The sequence below is a fragment of the Marinobacter sp. AN1 genome, from assembly GCF_026013985.1.
In the GTDB taxonomy this organism is placed as follows: domain Bacteria; phylum Pseudomonadota; class Gammaproteobacteria; order Pseudomonadales; family Oleiphilaceae; genus Marinobacter; species Marinobacter segnicrescens.
Map to the genome: position 1 here is coordinate 55,961 of NZ_CP110342.1, position 21,117 is coordinate 77,077.

Below are 21,117 nucleotides of genomic sequence, written 5' to 3' on the forward strand. Positions count from 1 at the left end.
CCCGGTTAATGCTGAAACAATAAAAGGACACGGGGGAGCCATGGATGTATTTCGGGTCAGTTTCGTAACCGCCAACGACAAGCCTGACTGGCGCCCCCTGTTTGACGGCTACGCCGAATTCTATAAAACCTCCATCACCGACCAGGTCGCCGACCAGGTCTGGGACTGGCTGCTGGATCCTGCCCATGAACTTGAGGGGCTGATCGCCCGCGACCAGGAGGGCAAGGCGCTGGGGATTGCCCATGTACGTGCCTGTCCCCGTTCGCTGGCCGGGGGGTATATCGGCTTTCTTGACGATATGTTCGTAGCCCCGGAGGCGAGGGGTACCGGTGTTGCCGACGCTATTTTTTCCAGTCTGAACAAACTGGCGCAGGAGCGCGGCTGGTCGTCCCTGCGCTGGATTACCCAGCACTTCAACGAGCGCGGTCGCGGGTTCTATGACCGCTACACGGGAGGACCCAGTGACTTCATCGTGTATCAGCTGAAGTGCGACCACTAACCTGAAGTGTCGGAGTCCGCTTTCTTGCCTTCCGGGGTTACCTTTCCTCAAGCGTATGAAAGCCCGAACGATGATCACCGCCCCCCCCTGGCAGTTAGAGGCTCTCCGGGCCGGAGCGCTACAGGATTCGTCAGGGTACCTATCGCAGTGTCTAAGAGGTGATTGACGATCCGTTGGGGGTGACCGTCGTCAAAGCTGGTCATCGCAAAGACATCTGTAAGCGCTTTTAGCGGGCTTCAGGCATTCGGAAGCAAACGAGGATGGTTGGTGATGTACAGCATCACGGACCTGGACTGGCCGCATGTCAAGAAAGGAATGCTGGGAAAACCGGGATAACGGGAAAGGAATGGTCGGCGTGGCAGGATTCGAACCTGCGACCCCTTCGTCCCGAACGAAGTGCGCTACCAAGCTGCGCCACACGCCGAACAACGGCCGGTATTATACGTAAAACAGGCTGCTTTACCACCCCCCGGAACGCGAATTTCCGGGGGGTGGCGTTGCGGGTTCTGCCTATCAGGCGCCCGGCAGCACCGAGATGTCCGCTACCCGCAGGAACAGGTTGCGCAGGCGGTTCAGCAGGGCCAGGCGGTTGTTGCGTACCGCCTCGTCGTCTGCCATCACCATTACCTCGTCAAAGAAGGCATCTACCGGCGTCCGCAGACCGGCCAGGGAGCTCAGGGCCGTGGCGTAGTCGCCCTGGTCGAACAGTGGCACCACTTTCTCCGCCTGCGCGCTGACCTGCTCTGACAGGGCAATTTCCGCCTTGTCCTGCAGCAGCGCATTATCCACATGCTCACCGATGGAATCGCCACCCTGCTTGGTGAGGATATTGGATACCCGTTTGTTGGCGGCTGCCAGGACTTCGGCTTCCGGCAGCTTGCGGAAGGCATCCACCGCCTTCACCCGACGGTCGAAGTCCAGGGGACGCGTTGGACGACGGGCGTGCACGGCCAGGTAGACTTCGGCGCTGATGCCCTGCTCTTCGTAGTGAGCCCGGAAACGTTCCAGCATGTAGTCCACCACCGTGCTGGCGGTGTTTGCCTCGGTCAGCTGGCTGAAGTTCTGCTCGGCCCACTCGCAAAGTTTCTGCAGGTCCAGGGGCAGTTCCCGCTCGATGATGATACGCAGCACACCCAGGGATGCCCGGCGCAACCCGAAGGGATCACGGGTGCCGGAAGGCGGCTGGTTGATGCCGAACAGGCCCACCAAGGAATCAATCCGGTCGGCGATGGCCACGGCACAGCCGGTCAGGGTGGATGGCAGGTCATCTCCGGCAAAGCGGGGCATGTACTGTTCGTTCAGGGCCTTGGCCACGTCCTGGTGCTCACCGTCATTGGCCGCGTAGTACTGGCCCATGATGCCCTGCAGGTCGGTAAACTCCAGCACCATCTCGGTAACCAGGTCGGTCTTGCCCAGCATGGCCGCACGTTCGGCCAGGGCCGGGTCGCTGTTGATGGCTTCGGCAATCCTGCCGGCCAGGGCTGCGACGCGGACGGACTTGTCGTGGATGCTGCCCAGCTTTTCCTGGAACACGATCGGCTTGAGCTGGTCGATACGATCTTCCAGCCGGGTCTTGCGATCGGTCTCATAGAAGAACGCTGCGTCGGACAGGCGTGGGCGGATAACCTTTTCATTGCCGGCAATGACCTGGCTCGGGTCCTTGCTCTCCAGGTTGGCCAGGGTGATGAAGACCGGCAGCATCTTCCCGTCGCGGTCCACCACGTGAAAGTACTTCTGGTGTTCCTTCATGGAGGAGATCAGCGCCTCGGCGGGTACTTCCAGGAAGCGCTCCTCGAATCGGCCCAGCAGGGGCACAGGCCACTCGTTGAGGGCGGTGACCTCATCCAGCAGGTCCTCGTCGATCACGGCCTTGCCACCAACTTCTTTCTCGGCGATCTCGGCCACGCCCTGGCGGATCACTGCCCGGCGTTCGGCAAAGTCGGCGATCACATAGCCTTCCTGCTTGAGGACGATCTCGTAATCGTTGGGGGTCGGTACGATCAGCGTGCGTGGGCAATGGAAGCGATGACCACGGGTGGTGTTGCCCGGCTCCAGGCCCATGATGGGTGCGTTGATCACGGTATTGCCGTACATGAAGACCAGCCAGTGGACGGGCCGGACAAATTCTGTACGGTGGGCGCCCCAGCGCATGCGCTTGGGAATCGGCAGGCCGGCCAGGGCCTGCTCTACGAGTTGTGGCAGCAATTCAACGGTGGCCTTGCCTTGCTCTACCGTGCGGTAGACGACCCAGGCGCCCTTATCGGTTTCCAGGGTATCCAGCTGCTCCGGGGTAACGCCCAGGGAGCTGGCAAACCCATTCAGGGCCTTGGTGGGGTTGCCATCATCGTCGAAGGCGGCCTTGATGGCCGGGCCACGCTTCTCCACCGGTTTGTCCGGCTGGGCGTCTTCCAGCTTGCGCACTCGCACAGCCAGTCGACGTGGAGCAGCGAAGGCTTCGACCTTGTCAAAAACAATGCCAGCCTCCTCCAGACCGCTGCGGATACCCTCGGCAAATGCATCAGACAGGGGTTTGAGGGCCTTGGGAGGGAGCTCCTCGGTGCCCAGCTCGACCAGAAAATCCTGAGTAGCCATGATTACGCGTTCCCCTTCTTGGCATTTTTGCCTTTCTTGCCCTTGCCGGCGTTCTCGTCAGCGGCCAGGACTTCCTTGCGCAGTGCTTCCGGCGCCAGCGGAAAACCCAGGGCCTTGCGGCTGTCAAAGTAAGCCTGTGCCACGGCCCGCGCCAGGGTACGAACCCGCAGGATAAAGCGTTGCCGCTCGGTGACTGAAATGGCGTGGCGGGCGTCGAGCAGGTTGAAGGTATGGGACGCCTTGAGCACTTGCTCATAGGCAGGCAGGGCCAGGCCAGCTTCGATCAGGCGGGCACTCTCGCGTTCATACACATCGAAGCTGTGGAACAGGAACTCGGTGTCCGCATGCTCGAAGTTGTAGGTGGACATTTCCACTTCCTGCTGGTGGAACACGTCACCGTAGGTGACCACGCCGTCCGGGCCCTCGGTCCACACCAGGTCGTACACGCTGTCCACACCCTGCAGGTACATCGCGATGCGCTCCAGGCCGTAGGTCAGTTCGCCGGTGACCGGGTAGCATTCAAGGCCACCCACCTGCTGGAAGTAGGTGAACTGGGTCACCTCCATGCCGTTCAGCCAGATTTCCCAGCCCAGGCCCCAGGCCCCAAGGGTGGGGGATTCCCAGTTGTCTTCCACGAAGCGGATGTCGTGCACCAGCGGGTCCAGCCCCAACGCCCGCAGGGAATCCAGGTACAGCTCCTGGATGTTGTCCGGGGACGGCTTGAGCACAACCTGGAACTGGTAGTAGTGCTGCAGGCGGTTGGGGTTCTCGCCGTAACGGCCGTCAGTGGGGCGGCGGCTGGGCTGCACGTAGGCGGCGTTCCAGGTTTCCGGACCAATGGAGCGCAGGAAGGTGGCGGGGTGAAAGGTGCCGGCCCCCACTTCCATATCCAGCGGCTGGAGAACCACGCAGCCGTGCTGCGCCCAGAAATTCTGCAGTGCCAGGATCAGACCCTGGAAGGTCTTCAGATCCGGTTTTGACGGTTGTGATGCCATGGTTGTCACGACGTTTGCCTGCTGTTCGGTCTGAGTGTTGCGGGGAGGCTGGAAGACAGGAGCACGGAGCCGGCCCGCATCGAAAGGCCGGTATTATACGCGTCAAGGCCGGGTATTTCTAAGACTGTGACGTTATCTTCGCCAGAATGCGGGGGTGAGCAGTACCAGCAGGGTGAAAACCTCCAGCCGGCCCAGCAGCATGGCAAAGCACAGTACCCACTTGGCGATGTCATTGATGTTGCCGTAATGGTAGGCCACCTCACCGAGGCCGGGGCCAAGGTTGTTCATGGCGGCGGCGACGGCCGTCCAGGCAGTGACCTGGTCCAGGCCGGTGGCCAGCAGGATGATCAGCATGGCGACGAACATGAACATGTACACCGAGAAGAAGCCCCATACCGCCTGCAGCACCCGGTCGGATACCGGTCGGTTACCCAGCTTCACCGGGATGACCGCATTGGGGTGTAACAGACGTTTCACTTCCCGGGAGCCCTGGCGGTAGATCAGCAAAACACGCATAACCTTCATGCCACCGCCGGTGGAGCCCGCACAGCCGCCCATAAACGCCAGTACGAACAGCATGAACGGCAGCATCAGCGGCCATTGGCTGAAATCTGCCGCGCCAAAACCGGTGGTGGTGGCAATGGAAACCACCTCGAAGATGCCCTTGGTGATCGCTGTCGAGGGGTCCAGTGTGGCGGTGTAGATCAGCACCAGTACGGTAATCAGGCTGACCCCGGCCAGCATGCTGAAATAGAACCGGAACTCCGAGTCCTGCCAGTAGGATTTCAGGCTGCGCTGGCGGAAGGCCATGAAGTGCAGGGCGAAGTTGGCGCCGGCGATGATCATGAAGACCACGGCGATCATTTCAATCAGGGCGCTGTCGAAATAGCCAATGCTGGCGTCGTGGGTGGAAAAGCCGCCGATAGCGATGGTGGAAAAGCTGTGGCCGATGGCATCAAACCAGCTCATGCCGGCGGCCCAGTAAGCGAGCGCGCATAGCACGGTCAGGGCCACATAGATGTACCAGAGGGCCTTGGCGGTCTCCCCGATGCGAGGGGTCAGTTTGTTGTCTTTGACTGGCCCTGGCACCTCGGCCCGGTACAGCTGCATACCACCGATGCCGAGCATGGGCAGTATGGCGACCGCCAGCACGATGATCCCCATGCCACCGAGCCACTGTAACTGCTGTCGATACCACAGCATGGATTCGGGCAGGGAGTCGATGCCGGTGATCACCGTGGCGCCGGTGGTGGTGAGGCCCGACACCGCCTCGAACAGTGAGTCCACATAGGTGTAGGGCGCGTTGTTGCTCAGATAGAAGGGGATGGAGCCTGCCACACTGAGCACCACCCAGAACAGGGTGGTAATCAGGAAGCCATCGCGTACCCGCAGGTCCCCCGCCACCTTGCGGAACGGCAGCCACACCACCAGGCCGCCGATCATGACCATCAGCAGGCCGTTGCTGAAGCGTTGCCACTGGCCGTCGTCATACAGCAGGGAGATACCAAGGGGCGGCAGCATGGTGAGGCTGAAAAGCATCATCAGCAGCCCGAGTACCTTGGCGATTACCGGCAGGCGCATGGTCAGCGTCGCTCCTGGGTTGCGATTGGCCTGGTCATCATCAGAAGAAGGTCAGCCCCACCTGAAACAGTTTTTCCACCTCACGGATACGGGTCTTGTCCACCAGGAACAGGATAACGTGGTCGTCCGGCTGCACCCGCAGGTGGTCATGGGCGATGAGCACCTCGTTGTGGCGAACAATGGCGCCGATGGTGGTCCCCTGGGGCAGCTTGATCTCGTCCAGCCGCTTGCCCACCACCCGGGATGAGCGGTGATCGCCATGGGCGATGGCTTCGATGGCTTCAGCGGCACCACGCCGCAGCGCGTGCACGTTGACCACATCGCCCTTGCGTACGTGGGTGAGCAGGCTGCCGATGGTGGTCTGCTGGGGGGAAATGGCCACGTCGATCTCGCCACCCTGGATCAGGTCCACGTAGTCCGGGTTGTTGATCAGGGTGAGGACCTTGCGGGCACCCAGGCGCTTGGCCAGCAATGAGGCCATGATGTTGGCCTCGTCGTCGTTGGTGACCGCACAGAAGACGTCCGTGCTTTCAATATTCTCTTCCAGCAGGATGTCCTTGTTGGCGGCGTTGCCCTCCAGCACGATGGTCTTGCGCAGGTTTTCCGAGAGCATCACGCAACGGTCCCGGTCACGCTCCAGCAGCTTGACCTGGTAACGGCTCTCCAGGGTGTGGGCCAGGCGCTGGCCGATGTTGCCGCCACCGCAGATAAAGATGCGCTTGTAGGGCTTTTCAAGGGGCTGTAGCTCGCTCATCACCGAGCGGATATGGTCCGTGCCGGCGATGAAGAAGACTTCGTCGCCGTCCTCGATCACGGTATCACCCTGGGGAATGATGGGCCGGTCCTTGCGGAAGATGGCGGCAACGCGGGTGTCGATGCGGGGCATGTGGGTGCGCAGGTAGGACAGCTCATGGCCCACCAGCGGACCGCCCTCGGTGGCGCGGATGGCCACCAGCCGCACCAGGCCGTTGGAGAACTCCAGCACCTGCAGGGCCCCGGGGTATTCGATCAGCCTGGTGATGTGCTGGGTTACCAGGTGCTCCGGGCTGATCAGTACGTCTACCGGGAAGCCGTTCTCGCCGAACAGTTCCTTGCGGGCCAGGTAGGCGTTTGCCCGCACCCGGCTGATCTTTGACGGCGTGCGAAACAGGGAAAACGCCACCTGGCAGGCGACCATGTTGGTTTCGTCGGAGTTGGTGACGGCAATCAGCATGTCCGCGTCTTCGGCGCCGGCCTGTCTCAGAACGGTGGGGTAGGAGGCCAGGCCCTGAACGGTGCGGATATCCAGTCGGTCCTGGAGTTCCCGCAGGCGCAGTCCGTCACTGTCGATCACGGTAATGTCGTTGGCCTCATTGGCCAGGTTCTCGGCCAGGCTGCCGCCCACCTGCCCCGCACCGAGGATAATGATCTTCACTGGCACTCCTCCGGCCTGCCCTTGACCAGGCAGGCGTAGAAAAATCCGTCGTGACTTTGAGGGTCCGGCAGCAGCTGCCGGCCATACCCGGTGTCCAGCCCCCATGGTGCGTCGGCTGGCAGCAGGGAGGCATCCGTCTGCTGGTCCAGGAACCGACGGATTATACGACTGTTCTCCTGGGGAAACACGGAACATGTCGCGTAAACCAGCCGGCCACCGGGTTTCAGGGTGGCCCAAAGGTTCGCAAGCAGTCCGGACTGGATCCCCGCCAGTGGCGTGATATCCGTCTCCCGGCGCAGCAGTTTGATATCCGGGTGCCGGCGGATGACCCCGGTAGCACTGCAGGGGACGTCGAGCAGAATGCTGTCAAACAGGGCGCCGTCCCACCAGCTGTCAGTATCACCTGCGTCAGCCTCTTTCAGTGTGGCAGACAGGTGCAGGCGGTCCAGGTTTTCCTGGATACGGGGCAGGCGCTGGGCGGACTCGTCGATGGCGATCACCTCCGCCTGGTTGGTTGTCACCTCCAGGATGGCGCAGGTCTTGCCACCGGGCGCGGCGCAGGCGTCAAGGATACGCTGGCCCGGTTCGGGCTGCAGCCACTGGGTACAGAGCTGGGCTGCTTCGTCCTGGACGCTGGCATCACCATCATTGAAACCGGGCAACAGGTCCACCGGTACCGGGCGTTCAAGCTGGATGCCATGGGGCGCGAAGCGGGTCGCCTCCCCGGGAATGCCGGCTTCGCGAAGCCTTTCCAGGTACTCATCCCGGGTGCCGTGCAGGGTATTTACCCTCAGGGTCATGGGCGCCTGGATATTGTTGGCATCGAGGATGGCAGCCCATTGATCCGGCCAGTTGTGCTGCAACTTGGCGATCATCCAGCCGGGATGGCTGTATCGGGCCTCATCGGTGGCCGGCTCTGGTGCACCTTCCCGTTCTGCCGCTCGCAAAACACCGTTGACCAGCCCGGCCAGGGGTGTCTTGCCCAGTGCCTTACAGGCTTCTACGGTCTCATTGAGGATGGCATAGGTGGCGTTATCACTGAACCGCAACTGGAACAGGGCCACCAGCATCAGGTGATGGATCACCCGGTCCTGCCTGCGAAGGGGCTTGCGCAGGCGGCCGTTAAGCTCGGAATCGAGGCGGTGGAACCACCGGCAGGTTCCGTAGCAAAGTGCCTGGAGCTGTGGGCGGAGGTCCGGATCCAGGTCGGCAGCGGTATGTGGCAGGCACTGGCTCAGGGACTCCCCCTGCTCCACTGCCTGGATGATCTGGGCGGCGACGGCCCTGAGGGGCAGTTCCCGGGCCATCACTGCAGCACCTGGCCGGGTTCCAGCACCGGTTTGCCGCCATTGATCAGGTCGGATACCGACATGGCCCGGGTACCGGGTAGCTGCACCCGCGTGACCCGAAGGATGCCCTTGCCACAGGCAATGTCGACGCCACTGCGCTCCCGTGCCAATAAGGTTCCGGCGTCGGCGTGGCTGGTTTCATCAATGTCACGTGCCTCGTGGATGCGGATGCGCTGGCCTTCCAGCTCGCCATCAGTCCCCGGCCAGGGATTGAACGCGCGAACCTTGCGGGCGATGCTCGCGGCGTCCGCTTGCCAGTCGATGTGGGCTTCATCCTTGCTCAGCTTGTGGGCGTAGGTGGCGTCGTTGTCGTTCTGGGGTTCCGGGGCCAGGCCCCGGGAGTCCAGTGCGGCCAGGGCTTCGACGATGGCAGCCCCACCCATATCGGCGAGCCTGTCGTGGAGGCTGCCGCCGGTATCGTCGTCATGGATCGGAGTGCGATGTTTCAGCAGCATGTCGCCGGTATCCAGCCCGGCATCCATTTGCATGATGGTAATGCCGGTTTCCGCGTCACCGGCTTCGATGGCCCGGTGGATGGGGGCGGCGCCACGCCAGCGGGGCAGTATGGATGCATGGATATTCAGGCAGCCCATCCTGGGGATATCCAGTACCGCCTGTGGCAGGATCAGGCCGTAGGCCGCCACCACCATGACATCCGGCGCCAGCTCCCGCAGTTGCTGTTGCTCTTCTGGTGATTTCAGTGATGTGGGCTGGTAAACCGGGATGCCGGCCGTAACGGCGGTCTGTTTGACCGGGCCAAACTGTTGTTTGCGACCACGGCCAGCGGGGCGATCCGGTTGGGTGTAGACCGCGACAACCTCGTGGTCGGTTTTCAGCAGCGCCCGGAGGGCGACGGCGGCAAAGTCCGGGGTTCCGGCAAAGACGATTCGCACAGCAATTTCCTGTTTCTGGCTGCGTTGTCGACGGCAGCAAACGAAAAAACCGGGTGCTTACACCCGGTTCTTCAGGCTCTGACCCGGTGTGGTCAGGCACTTTTCTTGTGGAGCTTCTCCAGCTTCTTGCGAATGCGGTTGCGCTTGAGGGCGCTCAGGTAATCCACGAAAAGCTTGCCGTTGAGGTGGTCCATCTCGTGCTGGATGCACACCGCCAACAGGCCGGTGGCTTCCAGCTCGTAGGGCTTGCCATCGTAATCCAGCGCCTTGATACGAACATGCTCAATACGCTCCACATCTTCGTAGAAGCCGGGTACCGAGAGGCAGCCTTCCTGCATCGGCTGATAGTCGCCGTCGAGCACTTCCACTTCCGGGTTGATAAATACCCGGGGCTCGCTCTTGTCCTCCGACAGGTCCATGACGATGATCTGCTCATGGACGTTGACCTGGGTGGCGGCCAGGCCGATACCCGGAGCGTCGTACATGGTTTCGAACATGTCATCGATCAGCTTGCGGTGCCGGTCGGTGACTTCTTCCACCGGTTTGGCGATGGTCCGCAACCTGGGGTCCGGATATTCAAGAATGTTCAGAATCATAATTGCCTGTACTTGCCTGAGTTGCCATGATCTCGGAAAGATCTCTGGCTGGTGTCACAAAATGCGATCGCGTACCGCGACTTTTGCTGTCTACTGGCTATGATAATCGGAGCGAAAACCCCGTATTCAAGGGAAGACAGCCTAATCTGGCTGATATTATCCCCCGAAGATCGATTGAATACAAACTGATCAGGTGATAGCCAGAAACTACTACAAGACAAGAATATAAGGTCACAATTTCTTTACTTTCCTCTATATTAGAGGGGTCGGGAAGCTCAGCCGCTTTCTCGATACTCTCTCTGTACGGGGGAAGCACGCTATCAAGGCACGCGCGATGAAGGATTCTACAATGAGGAAACTGCTGTACGCTCTGGCAGCCGTAATGCTGCTGTCCGCCTCCTGGGCACAGGCACAGGGCCCGGAGTTCCGGTCTGATCACCCCGAGCGTTACACCGTGAAAAAGGGCGATACCCTGTGGGATATTTCATCCCGCTTCCTGAGCAACCCCTGGTACTGGCCGGAAATCTGGCATGTGAATCCGCAGGTCAATAACCCCCACCTGATCTACCCCGGGGATGAACTTGCGCTGGTCTACATCGATGGCAAGCCCCGCCTGACCAAGGCTGGCAGCGGCGTGATCAAGCTGTCGCCGAAGGTGCGCTCCGAACCTATCGATACCCCCATCCCCGCCATTCCGCTGGATGCCATCGAAAGCTTCCTGACCAAGACCCGGATCGTGTCGCAGGAAGAGCTGGAAAATGCCCCCTATGTGCTTGAGGGTGAGGAAAGTCGCATCGTGACCGGCGCTGGCGACCGGGTATACGCCCGTGGCGAGGCCCCTGCCCGCAGTGTTGGCATCTTCCGCAAGAGCCGGGCCCATGTGGACCCGGATACCGGCGAATTCCTGGGCCTGGAAGCCCGCTCTATCGGTGATGGTAATGTCACCGACGAGAAAGGGGATATCCTCACCGTACAGCTGACCAGGACCCGAGAGGAAGTCCGTATCGAGGATCGTCTGCTGGCCCGTGAAGATCGTCGCATCAACACCAGTTTTACGCCGAGCGCACCGGACGGTGACATTGAGGGCAAGATGATTGCGGTGGAGACAGGCGTGACCCAGATTGGTCAATACAACGTGGTGGTGCTTAACCGTGGTGCCCGTGATGGCCTTGAGGTGGGCAATGTCCTGGCGGTGCTCAAGGCTGGCAACCAGGCGAGGGACCCGGTAACGGATGAAATCGTTCAGCTGCCGGATGAGCGTGCTGGCTTGCTGATGGTGTTCCAGACCTATGAGAAACTCAGCTATGGCCTGGTGCTGAAGGCGACTCGCGCCCTCTCCATTGGTGACAAGGTCACCAACCCCTGAGCCAGAGGGGCTTCTTGCCCTGAAATGATGACCGGGCTGCCAGGATGGCAGCCCCTTTTACGACAGGGAGGTTGGCCGTGATGGCGGCAACTTCATCCGATACTGCTTTCCTTGCCTCTCCTTCCGCGCTCTGGCTGTTGCTGGCCATGCTGCCCCGTTTTAGCGGTAAACGCTGGCTGGCGGTGTGCGACTCGTTCACCAACCCGCTGGAGTTCCTTGATGCATCGGCGGCCACTCACAAGTCCTTTGGTGCGGGGTCGGAAGCCCGGGCCCTGATTGCCGCCTGGCAGTGCCGGGACCTGGCTTACCCACCCCTTGCCGGGGTGGCCCGGGTTTTCAGTAGCTGCCAGCAAAAATCGATCCGGCTGGTGGGTTGGGGCGAGCCGGAGTACCCCGAGCCCTTACGCCACATCCAGGACGCCCCTGCGGTGCTGTATGTCCGCGGTCGGGTGGAACTTCTGTCCCGTCCCCAGCTGGCCATTGTGGGCTCCCGCAATGCCACCCGTGCCGGCCTCGACCATGCGTGGCAATTTGCAGCAGCACTGGCCGGCAAGGGTTATGGTGTGACCAGCGGGTTGGCCCAGGGAGTTGACGGTGCCGCCCATGCGGGAGCACTGTCAGCGGGTGGTGATACCGTGGCGGTGGTGGGAACCGGTGCAGATGTCATCTATCCCAGAGGCCATGGCGAGTTGACCCGGAAAATCATCGAACAGGGTGTCCTGGTCTCGGAGTTTCCGCCGGGTACCGGGCCGAAGTCCGGCCACTTTCCCAAACGCAATCGCATCATCAGTGGCCTGAGCCGGGGCATCCTCGTTATCGAGGCCGGGCTCAGGTCCGGCTCCCTCATTACCGCCCGTCTCGCCCTGGAGCAGGGGCGGGAAGTGTTCGCCATCCCCGGTTCTATCCACAACCCACTCGCCCGGGGTTGTCATTCCCTTATTCGCCAGGGTGCCAGGCTGGTGGAAACGGTAGAGGATATCGAAGAGGAACTCACTGCGTGGCGGAACGAGCCGGTGACGCCAAAACCCCGCCCTGCCTGCAAACCCCCGGCGGTGGTACCAGACTTCTTTGCGGCCGAGCCTGCGGCAGCTCCCGTGCCGGACCACCTGGCGGAGCGGGAAATCGCGGTATTACAGGCTTTAGGGTATGATCCACGCTCAACTGACCAACTTTGTACTGCCACGGGGTTGCCCGCCGACCAGCTACTGCAGTCCCTGCTGTTGCTGGAGATGGAAGGACTGGTGGAATCGGCGCCCGGAGGATACCTTCGGGTACTGCAGGCACCGGCCTGACGGCTTTTGGCAATCATGGTGGTCGACACTGGAAGCGGAGTGTCATGACTGCAACCATCAACCTTGCCACCGAATGGGGCCGCCAACGGCTGGTCCGTGCCGTCGAAGGCAATGACGTCATTGCGTATCCAACCGAAGCGGTGTGGGGGCTTGGCTGTAACCCCTGGAGCGAGTTTGCCGTTGATACCATACTGGCGCTGAAACAGCGGCCCATGCACAAAGGGCTGATCCTGGTGGCTGCCTCGGTGGAGCAGGTGCGCTTTCTGCTGGATCCCCTGCCCTCAGATCTGCGGCAAAGAGCCGAGCAACACTGGCCCGGGCCGGTGACCTGTGTTGTGCCCGATCCGCTGGAGCAGATCCCCCGTTGGGTGCGGGGTGACCACGACACCATTGCCGTTCGGGTCAGCGCGCATCCCCTGGTGCAGCGACTGTGTATCCTGGCGGGGATGCCACTGGTGTCTACCTCCTGCAACCCCGCCGGCCGCGAGCCGGCCCGGGCGCCCTGGCAGGTCAGCCGCTACTTCCCGGCAGGCATCGACCTGATGGTGTCCGGCGCCCTGGGTGGCGCCCGCCAGCCCAGTACCATTATCGATATCACCACTGGCGAGACTCTGCGATAGGAGGCCTGATGACCGATTCCGCAATGCCGGATTCCGATGCCGTCCACCAATACCTGCTGCGCCTGCAGGAAAGCATTTGTGAGCGACTGGAAGCCCTGGATGGCAAGGCCCGCTTTGTCACCGATTCCTGGGACCGCCCGGAAGGTGGGGGTGGTATCAGTCGTGTAATCACCGAGGGTGGCGTATTTGAAAAGGGCGGGGTGAACTTTTCCCGGGTAATGGGCGAGCAGATGCCGCCTTCGGCTACGGCGCACCGCCCTCACCTGGCGGGAGCACCGTGGCAGGCGATGGGTGTTTCGCTGGTGATGCACCCGCACAACCCCTATGTACCCACCTCCCATGCGAATGTACGGTTCTTTGTCGCTACCCCCAAGGATGGCGACCCGGTGTGGTGGTTCGGTGGCGGCTATGACCTGACCCCCTATTATGGTTTCGATGAAGATTGTACCCACTGGCATGAGACCGCCCGCAATGCCTGCCGCCCGTTTGGCGCCGATGTGTACAGCCGTTACAAAAAATGGTGCGACGAGTATTTCTACCTGAAGCACCGGCAGGAGCCCAGGGGCATAGGCGGACTGTTCTTCGATGATCATAATACTGGCAACTTCGACGATGACTTTGGCCTGATGCAGTCGGTGGGCTCCAGTTATATTGCTGCCTACGAGCCGATCGTCCGGCGGCGCAAGGACACCCCCTGGAGCGAACGGGAACGGGAATTTCAGCTTTACCGCCGGGGCCGCTATGTGGAGTTCAACCTGGTGTACGACCGTGGCACCCTGTTCGGGCTGCAGTCCGGTGGGCGCACGGAATCCATCCTTATGTCCCTGCCGCCGCTGGTGCGCTGGGACTATGACCGCCGCCCGGAACCAGGTTCGGAGGAGGCTCGCCTTACCGAGCACTTCCTGACCGGGCGCAACTGGCTGGAGGATGAAGATGAACAATGATCTCTACGCGGTGGTGGGCAACCCCATCAGCCATAGTAAATCTCCCAGGATTCACAGCCTGTTTGCGGCGCAGACCGGCGAAGCGGTGGAGTACACGGCCATTCAGGCTCCCCTGGAGGAGTTCGCTGAGACAGTCCGGGAATTCTTCGCCAAGGGTGGCAAGGGCCTGAACGTTACTGTTCCCTTCAAGGAACAGGCCTGGAGTCTGGCAGACCGCCGCAGTGAGCGGGCGGAAAAGGCCGGTGCGGCAAACACCCTTTACCAGGATGAGCAGGGCCGGCTGGTGGCTGATAACACGGACGGCGTTGGCCTGGTAACGGACCTTAAGGTGAACGCTGGTGTCAGTCTGTCAGGTGGTCGCGTCCTGGTGCTCGGTGCCGGTGGGGCGGTAAGGGGCGTGCTGGGGCCGTTGCTGGCGGAAAACCCCGGGGAGTTGGTGGTGGCCAACCGCACGGTCATCAAGGCGGACGGACTGGTGTCCCTGTTTCGCCCTGAGGCCGTCGCGACGGAACTCAGTGCCTGTGGATTCGAGGCGGCCACTGATCCGTTCGATGTCATTATCAACGGCACCAGTGCGAGCCTTCAGGGCGATTTGCCGCCGGTGCCGGCCGGTGTAATCTCACCTGAAACCGTGGTGTACGACATGATGTACGCCGCCGGTGATACCCCGTTCAATGCCTGGGCCAGGGGACAGGGGGCCGGCAAGGTCCTCGACGGCCTGGGTATGCTGGTGGAACAGGCGGCAGAGTCCTTCAGGGTGTGGCGGGGTGTGAAGCCTGAAACTGCGCCAGTGATCGAGGAACTGCGCAACCACTGACAGATGGTTACGCATCGTTACCATTTGCGGTTTGAGTGAGCCGCCCGGGCCGGCGAAACTGGTTGCAGGCTGTGAGCTGATTTTGGCATCCGTCAATAATAAGGCGCTACATGGATATCCTTACCCTGGTCGGTCTGGTGGCAGGCATTGCCATCGTCATTATCGCCATGCTGGCCAATGCCTCGGTACTGACCTTTTTAAACCTTCCGGGCCTGGCCATTGTGCTCGGGGGAACCTTTGCCGTCACCCTGGTGCGTTTTCGCCTGCCCACGGTTACCACATCGGTGAAGCTCGCCATGCACACGGCCTTTACCGACCGGCTCGATCGTCCCAATGACCTCATCCGTGAGGTAAGCGAACTGGCCCGGGTAGTTCGCAAGGACGGCATTCTGGGACTGGAAAGCCATGAAACCGAGAACCCCTTCCTGAAGAAGGCCATCAATCTCTGTGTGGACGGTCATCCACCGGAAATGGTCGAGGAAACCCTGGCCCAGGATATTCAGCAGACCGGCGAGCGCTACGACGTGGCTGAGCGGGTATTCCGGGGTATTGGTGACTCCGCCCCGGCAATCGGGATGCTCGGTACCCTGGTTGGCCTGGTGCAGATGCTGAACACCCTGGATGATCCCGCTTCCATCGGGCCAGCCATGGCGATCGCCTTGCTCACTACCCTGTACGGGGCATTCATCGCCCAGTTGATTGCCATCCCCCTCGCGGACAAGTTGCAACTGAAGGCGGAGGACGAACGCCGCAACCAGGTGCTGATTGTCACCAGCATCCAGAATATCCTGCGCGGCCAGAATCCACGTGTGATCACCGAGATCCTCTCCTCCTTCGTGCACCCTGGCCAGCAGCCGTCCCCGGAAGCGAGCCAGGAGGCCTGACCGGTGGCACTACGCCCCCTGGCGCCAAGATCCAGGAAAGGAGGCTCCACCGGTGCCCCGGCGTGGCTGGTGACCTTTGCGGACCTGGCGACCCTGATGCTCACGTTTTTTATCCTGCTGCTGTCATTTGCGGAAATGGACGTGGAAAAGTACCGGGCCATGGCCCAGTCAATGGCGGTCGCCTTCGGCACGGCTAACGTGATGGCAGATGACATAGGCGGGTCGCCGCTGACGCTGATCGAATCGGACACGGTATCCCTGCCCGAGCCGCCGGACAGCCCCAGGGAAGAGGCGGAGTTCATTGACGACCGGGGCACATCCCCGGAACTGACTACCATTCCGGAGGGTATTGTAGAGCTGTCCCGGCGACTGATTGGCGAGCTTGAGGAAGAGGTGGCTGATGAGTCCCTTAGCGTTAACTACGATCAACAGCAGGTTGTGATCCGTTTTTCCGAGCAAGCCACGTTTAACTCCGGGGAGGCGAAGATCAAGGCCGAGATGCTCCCTATCATTGACCGGGTTGTGGGGGTCGTCGCAGGGTGCATGGGCGATGTTATCGTGGCCGGATATACCGATGATGTCCCCATCACCAGCAGCCGATTCCGATCGAACTGGGACCTCTCGGCGGCCCGGGCGGTGTCCGTGGTGCATGAACTGGTGCTGAACCGCAAGATACCCGCTGAGCGGGTCATCGCGGCAGGGCGGGCTGAAACCCAGCCGCTGGTGCCGAACAACTCCGCAGCCAATCGGGCCCTGAATCGTCGGGTGGAAATCTCGATTCGCGAACCTGAGTGTGATGATTCGGTGCCCACCGGCGACCTGCCAGTGGAAATCCTGCCCTGATATTCCCGCCGGCTAGAACCTAAGACACAATTCGTCTAGGTAGCCCTGGCGCCCTGTCGTTATACTATTCTCTCTTAATTTTCTGACACCCTTATAACGAGAGAGACCATGAGCGGACCGGAGAAGCCGAAAGTTATCGGTGAGGAATGGAGCGACGAGCGGGTAAAGAGCTTCCTGTTCCTGAGCCCTTTCGACGCCCGTACCAATCCCGACCACTATGTGCTGATCAAGGCCTATGAAGCCATGCGGGCCGAGGATTTCGAGCGGTTCCTGGGGTTCTTCGTGGAAGCTGGCCGGGATGTCAACGCCCGGGACGAGAACGGCGAGACCATGCTGGATCATGTGGCTCGCCATCGGCGCATGACGGCCTATGCGGAAGCGCTGGAGGCAGCGGGTGCAAGGAAAGCAGCTGAGGTGGAAGCCTGAGCTTCCACTCTCACCGCACTCTTGTAAAAATCTGCAGTGTCAGTCGACATTGACCTCAATGGCTTTAGGTTCCAGCGGCTCGACCTTGTTCAGGGTCAGAGAAAGCACTCCATCCTTGAACTTCGCCTTGATGCTGTCAGCATCTACGTTGTCGGGCAGGGTGAAGCGGCGCATGAAGCTGCCGTAGACCCGTTCCACACGGTGATGCTTGTCGTCGCCGGTTTCAGTTTCCTGCTTGCGCTCACCCTGGATGGTAAGTACCCCGTCATGGACGGTGACTTTGACATCTTCCTTGTTCATGCCGGGTAATTCAGCATCAATCACGAAGGCATCCTTGTTTTCCTTGATATCTACGGCCGGCGCCCAGTCGTTGCGACGGAACAGGTCCTTGCCCTCCTTGTCGCCATTGGTGGCGGGCAGGCCGAAGTAGCGGTTGTAACGGTTGATCAGGTCTTCGAACTCACTGACCGGATTCCAGCGGGTAAGGTTACTCATAATGAAACTCCTCCTTATGAATCTGAATAACAGGTGTTTATTCAGCTTCAGTCGCGGAACAGCCCCATCACGGTGGCGCCAGTCGGATGGTTATCCGTGAACGTCTGCTGCCTTTGAATCTAGGTTCGGATTGGGGATTTTCAAGCGTTGTTCTGGTTGTTTTTTGATCTGAGTCAGGGTTGTAGGTTTGGGCTTGGAGATTTGATCACTTGTAGTCTGTAGGTTTGCGGGTGCTACGGGGGCCGGGGAAGAGCTTCCGGAACGAAAAACTCAGGTTTTTCTGATTGTTCCGGAAGCTCTTCCCCGGCCCCCGTAGAGCGAGCAGCTGAGGGAGAGCGCTCACTCATGCTCAGCCAGGTAGTCGTCCTTCAGCTTCACGTAATTGGCAGCCGTGTACTTGAAGAAGGTTTTCTCCTTGTCGGTCAGTGCCCGGGCCTTTTTGCAGGGGGAGCCAACATACAGGTGTCCGGACTCCAGGGTCTTGCCGGGCGGGACCAGGCAGCCGGCGGCGATTATGACGTCGTCTTCCACCACCGCGCCGTCCATGATGATGGCACTCATCCCTACGAGCACACGGCTGCCGATGGTTGCGCCGTGGATCAGTGCCTTGTGGCCAACGGTGACGTCGTTACCCAGTGTTGTGGGCCAGCCGCCGGGGTTGTAGTCGGAGGCGTGGGTGATGTGGATGACGGTACCGTCCTGGGTGCTGCAGCGGTCACCGATGCGGATCCGGTGCATGTCGCCGCGTACCACGGTCATGGGCCAGACGGAGCAGTCGTCACCCATTTCCACGTCGCCGATGACGACCGCGGACTCATCCACCCACGCCCGGGCACCGAATTTTGGGGTGTAACCCTTGTGAGAACGTATGCTCGCCATTACATACACCTATTAGCCAGGAGGTTTGTCTGAGGTTATCTTCACAGATAAACCTCACAATATCACGGGTGCCGGTATCGCAAGCCTAGCCTTGGCGGTATCAGAAATGCCGGAAGGACAGGTATGGGGGAGTATTTTCGCAGCAGCGACAGGATGTCGCGGAGCAAGGTCGGTCCAGGGATGGACGTGAATTGCGGCGAAGAAAATACTCCCCCATACCTGGCCCGCCCCCGAATTTACAGGCTACCTGAACGTCAATGTCCAAATTTGTCAGCACAGAAGAGGCCACATGAACAACCCACTGCTCACCGAAGAACTGCTCCCCAGCTTCGACCACATCCGTGTCGAACACATGGAGCCCGCGATTGACCAGATCCTCAGCGACAACCGCGTCCAGATCCAGGACCTTGCCGGCCAGGACGATCCTACCTGGGACACCCTGGTACAGCCCATGCAGTCCCTGGACGACCGGCTCAATAATGCCTGGTCGGTGATCTCCCACCTCAACGGTGTGATGAACAACGAGGGGATCCGCGCGGTCCATAAGCGGTGCCTGGAGAAGTTGACCGAATACGGCACTGAGGTCAGTCAGAACGAGCAGCTGTGCGCGGCGTTCAAGAAAGTCGCCGAACGGCCGGACTTCAAGGATCTCAGTGAAGCCCGGCAGAAGATGGTGAACAATACCCTGCGGGACTTCCACCTGGGTGGTGTTGACCTGCCTGCGGACAAGAAGAAAACCTTTGCCAACCTGTCCCGGGAAATGGCCGACCTGTCCAGCCGTTTTAGTGATAACGTACTGGACGCCACCCAGAACTGGTTCAAACACATCACCGATGAGAAGGAACTGTCCGGCGTTCCCGAGTCGGCCCTTGATGGCGCCCGCCAGGCCGCAAAGCAGAAAGACCTGGATGGTTTCGTGATTACCCTGGATTTCCCCAGCTTCTTCCCGGTGATGACCTATTGCGACAACCGGGAACTGCGCCGGGAAGTGTACGAAGCCTTTGTTACCCGGGCGTCTGACATGGGCCCGGATGCCGGCAAGTGGGATAACACCCCGATCATGGCGGAGATCCTCAAACGCCGCCACGGCCAGTCGAAGCTGCTGGGTTTCAACAATTATGCAGAACGTTCCCTGGCCACCAAGATGGCGTCCAGCGTGGATGAGGTGCTCGAGTTCCTGCACCAGCTGGCCGCGAAATCGAAGCCTGTCGCGGAGAAGGAAGTCGCAGAGCTGAAGGCGTTCGCAAAGGACGAGTATGGCGTCGAGGATCTGCAGGCCTGGGATATCGGCTATTACAGCGAGAAGCTGCGTCAGAAGCGTTACGATATCTCCCCGGAAACCCTGCGTCCCTGGTTCCCCGCCGAGCGGGTGATTTCTGGCATGTTCCAGGTCACCGAGAAGCTTTTCGGCGTCCAGATCGAGCAGCAGCCGCAGGTGGAAACCTGGCACAAGGACGCCACCGCCTACCGTATCTCCCGTAATGGTGAAGCCATTGCGTGGTTCTACCTGGACCCCTACGCCCGTCAGGGCAAGCGTGGTGGCGCCTGGATGGCGGACTGCCGGGTAAGGTGGGAAAACCAGCGTGGCCAGCTGCAGCTGCCGGTGGCCTTTCTCACCTGTAACTTCACCCCACCGGTGGAAGGCAAGCCGTCCCTGCTGACCCACGATGAGGTAACCACCCTGTTCCACGAGTTCGGTCATGGTCTGCACCATATGCTTACCCAGGTGGATGTGGCGGATGTCTCCGGTATCAATGGCGTCGCCTGGGATGCGGTGGAGTTGCCCAGCCAGTTCCTGGAAAACTGGTGCTGGAACCCGGAATCCCTGGAACTGATCGCCGCCCATCACGAGACTGGCGAGCCCCTGCCCCAGGATCTGCTGGACAAGATGCTGGCTGCAAAGAACTTCCAGGCGGGCATGCAGATGGTTCGGCAGCTGGAGTTCTCCCTGTTCGACTTCCGCCTGCATGCGGAATTCACTGAGGAGGCACCCACCAACCCGCTGGAGATGCACCGGGAGGTCCGCAAGGAAATCGCGGTGGTGGAGTCACCGGAGTTCAACCGGTTCCCCAACGCGTTCTCCCATATCTTTGCCGGTGGCTACGCGGCCGGTTACTACAGCTACAAGTGGGCAGAAGTGCTGGCGGCCGATGCCTTCTCGCTGTTTGAGGAGAACGGTATCTTTGACCCGGAGACTGGCCATTCCTTCCGGGAGAATATCCTGGAGATGGGTGGTTCCCGGGAGCCGGCGGAGCTGTTCAAGGCGTTCCGTGGCCGTGACCCGGATGTGGATGCCCTGCTCCGTCAGTCCGGTATTACCGACCACGATCACGCAGCCTGAGGAGTCAGACTGATGGCCCGTACACCGAAACGTTTTATCGCCGGGGCCGTGTGCCCCCGGTGCGCGGCCATGGACCGGCTGACCATGTTTACCGATGACGATGGGGTTCAGCACCGGGAGTGTGTGTCCTGCGGGTTTACCGACAGCCAGGGGGGCGACGGCCCTTCCGGCAACCCGGAGCTGGAGACCCGGGTGAACAAGCGGACTAATGAGGAGGATCATACGGTCAAGCAGGTGGTGTTCTTTAAGGCCCGCTCTGAGGACTGATTCTTTGGATTATGGTTTGACTCT

General features: G+C 60.8%; 20 protein-coding genes and 1 tRNA gene. 11 read left to right on the forward strand and 10 right to left on the reverse strand.

Annotated elements, in window-relative coordinates:
* The first annotated feature begins 40 nt into the window (after positions 1-40).
* Positions 41-499: a GNAT family N-acetyltransferase gene (locus LJ360_RS00220; RefSeq protein WP_264994902.1), complete on the forward strand. Its 459-nt coding sequence runs from the start codon at positions 41-43 to the stop codon at positions 497-499.
* Between the two features lie 347 nt (positions 500-846).
* On the opposite strand, the gene LJ360_RS00225 is transcribed toward LJ360_RS00220, so the two are convergent.
* The 8 genes from LJ360_RS00225 to def form a co-directional block, all read right to left on the reverse strand.
* Positions 847-923, reverse strand: a tRNA-Pro gene (locus LJ360_RS00225).
* Positions 924-1,012: 89 nt separating this feature from the next.
* Positions 1,013-3,091: a glycine--tRNA ligase subunit beta gene (gene glyS / locus LJ360_RS00230; protein WP_264994903.1), complete on the reverse strand. Its 2,079-nt coding sequence runs from the start codon at positions 3,089-3,091 to the stop codon at positions 1,013-1,015.
* A gap of 2 nt (positions 3,092-3,093) precedes the next feature.
* Positions 3,094-4,086 (reverse strand): glycine--tRNA ligase subunit alpha, encoded by a 993-nt coding sequence (glyQ, locus tag LJ360_RS00235; protein WP_091851011.1) that lies wholly within the window; start codon positions 4,084-4,086, stop codon positions 3,094-3,096.
* A gap of 132 nt (positions 4,087-4,218) precedes the next feature.
* Complete coding sequence (locus LJ360_RS00240; RefSeq protein WP_091850700.1) at positions 4,219-5,667, reverse strand: TrkH family potassium uptake protein; 1,449 nt, start codon at positions 5,665-5,667, stop codon at positions 4,219-4,221.
* Between the two features lie 40 nt (positions 5,668-5,707).
* Complete coding sequence (trkA, locus tag LJ360_RS00245) at positions 5,708-7,081, reverse strand: Trk system potassium transporter TrkA (protein WP_091850698.1); 1,374 nt, start codon at positions 7,079-7,081, stop codon at positions 5,708-5,710.
* Positions 7,078-8,388 (reverse strand): 16S rRNA (cytosine(967)-C(5))-methyltransferase RsmB, encoded by a 1,311-nt coding sequence (rsmB, locus tag LJ360_RS00250; RefSeq protein ID WP_264994904.1) that lies wholly within the window; start codon positions 8,386-8,388, stop codon positions 7,078-7,080. Before rsmB ends, trkA begins: the two co-directional genes overlap by 4 nt.
* A complete protein-coding gene (gene fmt, locus LJ360_RS00255) occupies positions 8,388-9,323 on the reverse strand; it encodes a methionyl-tRNA formyltransferase (RefSeq protein WP_264994905.1) in 936 nt (311 codons plus the stop codon). The genes rsmB and fmt overlap by 1 nt, the downstream gene beginning before the upstream one ends.
* Positions 9,324-9,415: 92 nt before the next feature.
* A complete protein-coding gene (def, locus tag LJ360_RS00260; protein WP_091850692.1) occupies positions 9,416-9,922 on the reverse strand; it encodes a peptide deformylase in 507 nt (168 codons plus the stop codon).
* Between the two features lie 346 nt (positions 9,923-10,268).
* Here def and LJ360_RS00265 point away from each other — a divergent pair, with 346 nt between their 5' ends.
* The 8 genes from LJ360_RS00265 to LJ360_RS00300 all read left to right on the forward strand — a co-directional run bounded on the left by LJ360_RS00265 (position 10,269) and on the right by LJ360_RS00300 (position 17,111).
* Positions 10,269-11,285, forward strand: a complete 1,017-nt coding sequence (locus LJ360_RS00265) for a LysM peptidoglycan-binding domain-containing protein (protein WP_091850690.1) — start codon at positions 10,269-10,271, stop codon at positions 11,283-11,285.
* An 80-nt stretch (positions 11,286-11,365) separates the two neighbouring features.
* A complete protein-coding gene (gene dprA / locus LJ360_RS00270; RefSeq protein ID WP_264994906.1) occupies positions 11,366-12,577 on the forward strand; it encodes a DNA-processing protein DprA in 1,212 nt (403 codons plus the stop codon).
* 44 nt (positions 12,578-12,621) lie between these two features.
* Entirely contained in the window at positions 12,622-13,197 is a 576-nt protein-coding gene (locus LJ360_RS00275) for an L-threonylcarbamoyladenylate synthase (RefSeq protein ID WP_091850686.1), read from the forward strand.
* A gap of 8 nt (positions 13,198-13,205) precedes the next feature.
* Entirely contained in the window at positions 13,206-14,141 is a 936-nt protein-coding gene (hemF, locus tag LJ360_RS00280) for an oxygen-dependent coproporphyrinogen oxidase (RefSeq protein ID WP_413774385.1), read from the forward strand.
* Positions 14,131-14,958 (forward strand): shikimate dehydrogenase, encoded by an 828-nt coding sequence (aroE, locus tag LJ360_RS00285; RefSeq protein ID WP_264994907.1) that lies wholly within the window; start codon positions 14,131-14,133, stop codon positions 14,956-14,958. The genes hemF and aroE overlap by 11 nt, the downstream gene beginning before the upstream one ends.
* A 110-nt stretch (positions 14,959-15,068) precedes the next feature.
* Positions 15,069-15,842, forward strand: a complete 774-nt coding sequence (locus LJ360_RS00290) for a MotA/TolQ/ExbB proton channel family protein (RefSeq protein WP_091850682.1) — start codon at positions 15,069-15,071, stop codon at positions 15,840-15,842.
* Positions 15,843-15,845: 3 nt separating this feature from the next.
* Positions 15,846-16,685 carry a flagellar motor protein MotB gene (locus LJ360_RS00295; protein ID WP_091850680.1) on the forward strand — a complete coding sequence of 280 codons (840 nt, stop codon included), beginning with the start codon at positions 15,846-15,848 and terminating at the stop codon, positions 16,683-16,685.
* A gap of 108 nt (positions 16,686-16,793) precedes the next feature.
* The gene (locus LJ360_RS00300; RefSeq protein WP_091850678.1) at positions 16,794-17,111 is read left to right on the forward strand and encodes a PA4642 family protein; all 318 of its coding nucleotides are present in this window, start codon (positions 16,794-16,796) and stop codon (positions 17,109-17,111) included.
* Between the two features lie 39 nt (positions 17,112-17,150).
* On the opposite strand, the gene LJ360_RS00305 is transcribed toward LJ360_RS00300, so the two are convergent.
* Entirely contained in the window at positions 17,151-17,606 is a 456-nt protein-coding gene (locus tag LJ360_RS00305) for an Hsp20/alpha crystallin family protein (protein ID WP_091850676.1), read from the reverse strand.
* A 339-nt stretch (positions 17,607-17,945) separates the two neighbouring features.
* Positions 17,946-18,485: a gamma carbonic anhydrase family protein gene (locus LJ360_RS00310; RefSeq protein WP_264994908.1), complete on the reverse strand. Its 540-nt coding sequence runs from the start codon at positions 18,483-18,485 to the stop codon at positions 17,946-17,948.
* Positions 18,486-18,774: 289 nt separating this feature from the next.
* Here LJ360_RS00310 and prlC point away from each other — a divergent pair, with 289 nt between their 5' ends.
* Positions 18,775-20,826 (forward strand): oligopeptidase A, encoded by a 2,052-nt coding sequence (prlC, locus tag LJ360_RS00315; protein WP_264994909.1) that lies wholly within the window; start codon positions 18,775-18,777, stop codon positions 20,824-20,826.
* A 12-nt stretch (positions 20,827-20,838) separates the two neighbouring features.
* Positions 20,839-21,093, forward strand: a complete 255-nt coding sequence (locus LJ360_RS00320) for a YheV family putative zinc ribbon protein (RefSeq protein ID WP_091850670.1) — start codon at positions 20,839-20,841, stop codon at positions 21,091-21,093.
* The last annotated feature ends 24 nt before the right edge of the window (positions 21,094-21,117 follow it).

What these genes read in the sequence shown, in the direction of transcription:
- LJ360_RS00240 (WP_091850700.1), bottom strand. Translation starts at nt 5,667, where the DNA reads ATGCGCCTGCCGGTAATCGCCAAGGTACTCGGGCTGCTGATGATGCTT.
- glyQ (WP_091851011.1), bottom strand. Translation starts at nt 4,086, where the DNA reads ATGGCATCACAACCGTCAAAACCGGATCTGAAGACCTTCCAGGGTCTG.
- LJ360_RS00310 (WP_264994908.1), bottom strand. Translation starts at nt 18,485, where the DNA reads ATGGCGAGCATACGTTCTCACAAGGGTTACACCCCAAAATTCGGTGCC.
- dprA (WP_264994906.1), top strand. Translation starts at nt 11,366, where the DNA reads ATGGCGGCAACTTCATCCGATACTGCTTTCCTTGCCTCTCCTTCCGCG.
- rsmB (WP_264994904.1), bottom strand. Translation starts at nt 8,388, where the DNA reads ATGGCCCGGGAACTGCCCCTCAGGGCCGTCGCCGCCCAGATCATCCAG.
- prlC (WP_264994909.1), top strand. Translation starts at nt 18,775, where the DNA reads ATGAACAACCCACTGCTCACCGAAGAACTGCTCCCCAGCTTCGACCAC.
- LJ360_RS00220 (WP_264994902.1), top strand. Translation starts at nt 41, where the DNA reads ATGGATGTATTTCGGGTCAGTTTCGTAACCGCCAACGACAAGCCTGAC.
- hemF (WP_413774385.1), top strand. Translation starts at nt 13,206, where the DNA reads ATGACCGATTCCGCAATGCCGGATTCCGATGCCGTCCACCAATACCTG.
- LJ360_RS00290 (WP_091850682.1), top strand. Translation starts at nt 15,069, where the DNA reads ATGGATATCCTTACCCTGGTCGGTCTGGTGGCAGGCATTGCCATCGTC.
- LJ360_RS00265 (WP_091850690.1), top strand. Translation starts at nt 10,269, where the DNA reads ATGAGGAAACTGCTGTACGCTCTGGCAGCCGTAATGCTGCTGTCCGCC.
- LJ360_RS00300 (WP_091850678.1), top strand. Translation starts at nt 16,794, where the DNA reads ATGAGCGGACCGGAGAAGCCGAAAGTTATCGGTGAGGAATGGAGCGAC.
- glyS (WP_264994903.1), bottom strand. Translation starts at nt 3,091, where the DNA reads ATGGCTACTCAGGATTTTCTGGTCGAGCTGGGCACCGAGGAGCTCCCT.
- LJ360_RS00305 (WP_091850676.1), bottom strand. Translation starts at nt 17,606, where the DNA reads ATGAGTAACCTTACCCGCTGGAATCCGGTCAGTGAGTTCGAAGACCTG.
- aroE (WP_264994907.1), top strand. Translation starts at nt 14,131, where the DNA reads ATGAACAATGATCTCTACGCGGTGGTGGGCAACCCCATCAGCCATAGT.
- LJ360_RS00320 (WP_091850670.1), top strand. Translation starts at nt 20,839, where the DNA reads ATGGCCCGTACACCGAAACGTTTTATCGCCGGGGCCGTGTGCCCCCGG.
- LJ360_RS00275 (WP_091850686.1), top strand. Translation starts at nt 12,622, where the DNA reads ATGACTGCAACCATCAACCTTGCCACCGAATGGGGCCGCCAACGGCTG.